Below are 6,828 nucleotides of genomic sequence, written 5' to 3' on the forward strand. Positions count from 1 at the left end.
GATGCGGGGTCTGGGGGTCGGGACGGGAGATCGGAGGCGTGGGGGGACACGTGTGGGGAAAGATGGGGGCGGCGGGTGTGCCCCGGTCAGGCGGGGGCGTGGGTCAGCGCCAGGGAGTGCAGGAAGCGCATCAGCGTCATCAGGACCTCACGGCTGGAGGCCCGGCGCCGCGCGTCGCACTCCATGATCGGGATCTCCTCGGACAGGTCGAGGGCCCCGCGCAGCTCCTCGATGGGGTAACGGGGCGCGTCGGGGAAGGAGTTGACCGCGACCACGAAGGGCACGCCACGCTCCTCCAGACGGCCGATGACATCGAAACTGACCTCGAGCCGACGGGTGTCGAGCAGTACGACCGCACCGAGCGCGCCCTCGAACAGGCCGTTCCACAGAAACCAGAACCGCTCCTGGCCCGGGGTGCCGAACAGGTACAGCACCAGCCGCTCGGTGATGCCGATCCGGCCGAAGTCCATGGCCACGGTGGTGGCCGTCTTGCTGTCGGAGCCGTAGTTGTCATCGACTCCGATGCCTGCCTGGGTCATGGTCTCCTCGGTCGTCAGCGGCCTGATCTCGCTGACGGAACCGACCATGGTGGTCTTGCCGACCCCGAAGCCGCCCACGATCACGATCTTCACCGCGGCCTGGGTGGTGTGCGGCAGGTGGTCCTCGGCCCGTGGGCCGGGGACGCTGTCAGAGCTTTTGAAGTCCATGCATCACCGCTTCGAGGAGGGATCGGTCGGGCACCGCCTGGCGTACGATCGGGGCGCGTGCCTGGACCAGTTCGGCCGCCAGCAGGTCGGTCAGCAGGACCGTCACCACACTGAACGGCAGACCGAGATAGGCCGAGATCTCGGCCACGGACAGGGGGGCCCGGCACAGCCGCAGCAGCGCCGACTGCTCGGGTGTGGCGGTGGGCGGCGGGTCGGCGCTCGTCACGATCAGGGTGACGAGGTCGATCGGGGCGCGCTCGCCCCCGGCGGCCGCCCCGGTGAGGATGTACAACCGCTCGGGATTCTTCTGCTCGCCCTCCTTCTGCTCGCCCTCCTGCTGCCCGCTCTCCGTCTGCCCGCTCTGCGTCTGCGCGCCCTCCTTGGGGCCGCCTGCCGCGACGGGCTCCGGCGGGGGCTGTTGTCTGGGCTGACGCCGGCGGCGTCGCGGAGGAGTCATACGGCCTGCCCGTTGCGCCGTGGCGGACTCGTCAGATGGGAACCGATGCGGAGGACGAGGTCGCGCATGCGGTTGCTCATCAGGCCGGCCTCCGCGACCGTGTCGGCGAGGACCGCGAGGTAGGCGTTGGGTCCGGCCGCCATCATGTAGAAGTAGCCGCCGTCGATCTCGATGATGACCATGCGCATCCGGCCGTCGCTGTCCGGGATCTCGGCCGCGACCGCTCCGGCCAGGCTCTGCAGTCCGGCGCAGGCCGCGGCGACGCGATCGGCCGCGTCCGGGTCACCGCCGTAGCGGGCGATGCGCAGACCGTCGGCGGAGAGCACCACGACCTGGTGGACGCCCGGTACGCCGTCGGCGAGTTCCTTCAGCAACCAGTCGAAACTGCCTCGCTGCTGGATCACTTGTGGTCCCCCTCGTCATCGGCCTGGACAGGGGCCGGCTCGTCGTTGCTGATGAATGCGTGTGGATCGTCGGCCGGGGGCCCGGCGGAGAAGGCATGGGGGTCCGGGGCCTTCTTGAGGCCGTTCATGAACGCCTCCACCCACAGTCCGGGAGCGGGCTCCTCCTTCTCCGGCTGGAGCTCGGGCCCCCAGGGGGCGTGCGTCGCGGCCTCCACGGCCTGGGCGGCGGCCTCCGCCGCGGCGGCCTCCGCCATGCGCTGGCTGAGCGGGGTCTTCACCCGGCTTCGGCGCTGCGGCAGACCGTTCGCGGTCCACTCCGTCACCACGGGGACGTCGTCCTCCATGGAGAACTGCTCCGGGATGCGCGGCCCGGTGGTGGGGCGGCGCCTCTTCTGCACGCGGGCGGGCCCCTTGACCCCGTCGTTGTCCAGGGTCGGCACGGAGGTGGCGCCGATGCCGTGGGCGAAGCCGGGAGCCGGCTCGGTGGTGAGCATGTCGTTCGGGATGACGAGGATGGCGCGCACGCCGCCGTACGCCGACTGCCGCAGCGAGACATGCATGTTGAACATCGTCGACAGGCGCCCGACGACGGCGATGCCGAGGCGCGGCGCCTCGCCGATCTCCTGGACGTCCACGCCGGCCTGGGCCTCGGCGAGCATCCGCTCGACCTTGGCGCGGTTCTCCTCGCTGAGGCTGATCCCGCCGTCCTCGATCTCGACGGCGATGCCCGTCTGCACCTCGGTGGCGGTGACATGCACCTTGGTCTGCGGCGGGGAGTAGCGCGTGGCGTTGTCGAGGAGTTCGGCCGCGGCGTGGATGATCGGCTCGACGGACGTGCCCTTGATGTTGACCTTGGCGATGGAGTGCAGCTCGATCCGGGTGTACTCCAGGATGCGGGACATCGCGCCGCGCAGCACGCTGTAGAGCGGGACCGGCTGGGGCCACTGACGGCCGGGCCGGCCACCGCCGATGACGGCGATGGAGTCGGCGAGGCGGCCGATCAGCGCGGTGCCGTGGTCGATGCGCAGCAGGTCGTCGAAGACCTCGGGGTTGCGGCCGTGGTCCTCCTCCATCTCCCTGAGTTCCTTGGCCTGCTGGTGGACGAGGGCCTGGACACGGCGGGCGATGTTGACGAAGGCGCGCAACGCGGAGTCGCGCCGCGCGATCTCGCGGTCGACGATCTGGAGCACGGTGCGCAGCAACTGGCGCTGCGGCTGCGGCAGTCCGCGGAAGTGGGGGTTCTCGTCGACGACCGTGCGGATCACCTCCGCCGGAGAGATGCCGCCGCGGACCGTGTCGAGGGCCCGGGGCACGATCTCGGTGCGGAAGAATTCGAGGTCGTCGTCCTGTGAGGCGATGCGCTGTTCGAGGTAGGCGGCGCGCTGCGCGAAGTCGGCACGCAGCGAACGCAGGGCGCGGTCCCGGCGTGCCGCCAGGGCCGCGACGGCGCTCACGAGGATCGTGGCCGCGACGCCGAACCAGCCGACGGCGGACCTGGCCGGAGCCGTCACCAGGGCGACGGCGGCCCCGGTGGCCGCGGCCATCAGTATGGCGGGCAGCAACAGCACGGGTGCGTAGGGAAGTTCGCGGCCACCGGGAGGCGATGGAACACTCACCATGTATGCCCTCTGAGACGAATCGGCTGGATCGGGAGGTTGCCCGACGCAGGTGCTCGCCGGGCACAAGGGGGTGGACACCGGAACGGAATCCGGCATCCACGGACCTTCGACATGTTGGAGAACAAGCGCACGAATACGCCTCAACTCGGTGCGCTGCGGGCGAGCTTAGTCCGACCGGATCATCGCCATTTCATATTCCGCAAGCACCTGAAATGGCCCTGGGGGCAGGAGTACGCTCGACTCCTTTTGCACGCTGGGCCCCCGTTCGCACACGGCGTGTGACGGCGAACGGGTGTCGGGAACGGTTAGCCCGGGTGGGTGAAATTCCTCCGTCGCACCTGACGTGCGGGGCCCTCAGGTCAGGGGCCTGAACACCGGCGCGGTCGAGACCGAGGTACGGCGCCGGCGGCGGAGGGCCCGGCGGCCGTCCGGACCGCCTCATGGAGACGGTCCGGAACCTGCCGAGGACCCGGGGCTGACCGGTGTGCGGCTCAGCCCCGTGTGCCGCTCAGCCCGGTGGGGCCGCTCAGCCGGATGTGCCGCTCTGCCCTGGTGTGCCGCTCTGCCCTGGTGTGCCGCTCAGCCGGATGTGGCAGGTGGCCGGTGTGGCGGGTCAGCCCACCGAGGAGTAGGCGACGACACCGCGCAGCAGGGCGTCGACCGCCTTGCGCGCGTTCTTCACCACCGTGGAGCCCTCGACGGGGGCCGCCGCCGCGATCTGGCCGAGGACGTCGATGACCTGCTTGCACCAGCGCACGAAGTCACCGGCCGGCATCTCGGCCTCGCGCAGGACCTCGTCGAGGCCCTTGCCGCTCGCCCACATATAGGCGGCCCAGGCGAAGCCCAGGTCGGGCTCGCGCTGGCCCACGCCCTCGGTCTGGTTGATGCGGAACTCCTCCTCCAGGCCGTCGAGCCGGCCCCAGATGCGCACCATCTCGCCGAGCGCGGCCTTCGCCTTGCCCGACGGCAGCTTCGGCGCCATGGCGTCGTCCCCCACCCGGGCCTCGTACACCAACGCCGAGACACACGCGGCCAGTTCGGCCGGGGCGAGCCCCTCCCAGACGCCCTCGCGCAGGCATTCGCTGGCCAGCAGGTCCAGTTCGCCGTACAGCCGCGCCAGGCGCTTTCCGTGCTCGGTCACCTCGTCGCCGCGCAGATAGTCCATCTCGGTGAGCAGGGCGACGATACGGTCGAAGGTGCGGGCGATGGTGTTCGTCCGGCCCTCGATCCGGCGTTCCAGCTGTGAGGTGTCGCGCATCAGACGGTGGTAGCGCTCGGCCCAACGGGCGTGGTCCTCGCGGTCGTTGCAGCCGTGGCAGGGGTGGGAGCGCAAGGCGGTGCGCAGCCGGGCGATCTCACGGTCGTCGGCGGCCGCGGAGCGCTTCTTGCGCTGCCGCTCCGGCGGGATGTGCCCGGCCTTGGTGCGCAGGGCGGAGGCGAGATCGCGACGGGACTGCGGGGAGCGGGGGTTGAACGACTTCGGGATGCGCATCCGCTCCAGCGCCTCCACAGGCACCGGGAAGTCGATCGACGCCAGCCGCTTGACCTGGCGTTCGGCGGTGAGCACCAGCGGGCGCGGGCCGTCGTGGTACTCCAGGCCGCGGTGGCCGCCCGCGCGGCCGGCGGGCAGTCCGGGGTCCAGCACCAGGGCCAGGCCCGCGTACTTGCCCGTCGGCACATGGATGACGTCACCGGGCTTGAGCTTCTCCAGGGCGACGGCGGCCTCGGCGCGACGCTGGGCCGCGCCCTGGCGGGCCAGCTCGGTCTCGCGGTCCTTGAGTTCGCGGCGCAGCCGCGCGTACTCGTCGAAGTCGCCGAGGTGGCAGGTCATGGCCTCCTTGTAACCGGCCAGTCCCTCCTCGTTGCGCTGCACCTGGCGCGAGATGCCGACGACCGACTTGTCGGCCTGGAACTGCGCGAAGGATGTCTCCAGCAGTTCACGGGAGCGGTGCCGGCCGAACTGCTCGACCAGGTTCACGGCCATGTTGTACGACGGCTTGAAGCTGGAGCGCAGCGGATACGTCCGGGTGCCCGCGAGGCCGGCGAGGTGCTCGGGGCTCATCCCGCGCTGCCACAGCACGACCGCGTGGCCCTCGATGTCGATGCCGCGCCGGCCGGCGCGACCGGTGAGCTGGGTGTACTCGCCGGGGGTGATGTCGGCGTGCTGCTCGCCGTTCCACTTGACGAGCTTCTCCAGCACCACCGAGCGGGCGGGCATGTTGATGCCGAGCGCGAGGGTCTCGGTGGCGAACACCGCCTTGACCAGGCCCCTGACGAACAGCTCCTCGACGACCTCCTTGAACGTCGGCAGCATGCCCGCGTGGTGGGCGGCGATACCGCGCTCGAGGCCCTCCAGCCACTCGTAGTAGCCGAGCACGTGCAGGTCCTCGGTGGGGATGGAGGCGGTGCGCTCCTCGACGAGCGCCCGCACCTGCTCCCGGGCCTCCTCGTCGTTGAGCCTGAGGCCCGCGTACAGGCACTGCTCCACGGCGGCCTCGCAGGCGGCCCGGCTGAAGATGAACGTGATCGCGGGCAGCAGGCCCTCGGCGTCGAGCCGCTCGATGACCTCGGGCCGGCTCGGCGTCCAGACCCGGGAACGCTGTCTGCGCTCCCGCTCGCGGTCGGCCTCGCGCATGGACCGGCCGCGTCTGCGGTCCTGGTACGACGGGCGGGTGGCCTCCATCCTGGCCAGGCGCGTGAGGTCGGGGTTGACGGCCTTCTTGTGGCCCTCGCCCTCCTCGAACAGGTCGTACATCCGGCGGCCGGCCAGCACATGCTGGAACAGCGGCACGGGCCGGTGCTCGGAGACGATCACCTCGGTGTCACCGCGGACGGTGTCGAGCCAGTCGCCGAACTCCTCGGCGTTGGAGACGGTCGCCGACAGCGACACCAGCGTCACCGACTCGGGCAGATGGATGATCACTTCCTCCCAGACGGCGCCGCGGAAGCGGTCGGAGAGGTAGTGCACCTCGTCCATGACCACATAGCCGAGGCCGAGGAGGGTCTGGGAGCCCGCGTAGAGCATGTTCCGCAGGACCTCGGTCGTCATCACGACCACCGGGGCGTCGGCGTTGACGCTGTTGTCTCCGGTGAGGAGGCCGACCTTCCCCGTGCCGTAGCGACGGCACAGGTCGGAGTACTTCTGGTTCGACAGGGCCTTGATGGGTGTCGTGTAGAAGCACTTCTTGCCCTGGCTCAGGGCCAGGTGGACGGCGAACTCGCCGACGATCGTCTTGCCTGAGCCGGTGGGCGCGGCCACCAGAACGCCCTTGCCCGCCTCGAGCGCCTGGCAGGCCTCGATCTGGAAGGCGTCGAGGCCGAAGTCGTACATCTCGCGGAAGGAGGCGAGCGCGGTGGCCTGCTCGGCAGCGCGCCTGCGTGCTGCCGCGTACCGCTCGGCCGGTGAGAGGTCCTCTGTCATCGTGCTTTCGAGCGTACCGGGCACCACTGACAACACGACGATCATTATCCGGATCGCAACGATGGGTGCGGGAACGGTCACTCTGGGCCGCCCCGTGGTGGGCGGTGATGGGCGGTGGTACGGGCCGGCGCGGCTCGGCGGAAGCGGCGGCCCGCACGGCCCGGGCAGTCGTTACCCGCGGCTGTGGGCCCCACCGATTCCCTCGGTGGGGCCCACAGCC

At 70.7% G+C, this 6,828-nt stretch carries 5 protein-coding genes; all 5 read right to left on the minus strand.

The window, feature by feature from the left end:
- Positions 1-86 precede the first annotated feature (86 nt).
- Positions 87-707 carry a GTP-binding protein gene (locus ACIP94_RS21195; protein WP_402427540.1) on the minus strand — a complete coding sequence of 207 codons (621 nt, stop codon included), beginning with the start codon at positions 705-707 and terminating at the stop codon, positions 87-89.
- Entirely contained in the window at positions 688-1,164 is a 477-nt protein-coding gene (locus tag ACIP94_RS21200) for a DUF742 domain-containing protein (protein ID WP_402427543.1), read from the minus strand. Before ACIP94_RS21200 ends, ACIP94_RS21195 begins: the two co-directional genes overlap by 20 nt.
- Positions 1,161-1,568 (minus strand): roadblock/LC7 domain-containing protein, encoded by a 408-nt coding sequence (locus ACIP94_RS21205; protein ID WP_402427546.1) that lies wholly within the window; start codon positions 1,566-1,568, stop codon positions 1,161-1,163. Before ACIP94_RS21205 ends, ACIP94_RS21200 begins: the two co-directional genes overlap by 4 nt.
- Positions 1,565-3,187: an ATP-binding protein gene (locus tag ACIP94_RS21210; protein ID WP_402427549.1), complete on the minus strand. Its 1,623-nt coding sequence runs from the start codon at positions 3,185-3,187 to the stop codon at positions 1,565-1,567. Before ACIP94_RS21210 ends, ACIP94_RS21205 begins: the two co-directional genes overlap by 4 nt.
- Before the next feature lie 613 nt (positions 3,188-3,800).
- Positions 3,801-6,653, minus strand: a complete 2,853-nt coding sequence (locus tag ACIP94_RS21215) for a DEAD/DEAH box helicase (protein ID WP_402427552.1) — start codon at positions 6,651-6,653, stop codon at positions 3,801-3,803.
- Positions 6,654-6,828: the final 175 nt, after the last annotated feature.

Origin of the sequence: Streptomyces sp. NPDC093261 (genome assembly GCF_044753645.1) — a bacterium.
GTDB lineage: Bacteria > Actinomycetota > Actinomycetes > Streptomycetales > Streptomycetaceae > Streptomyces.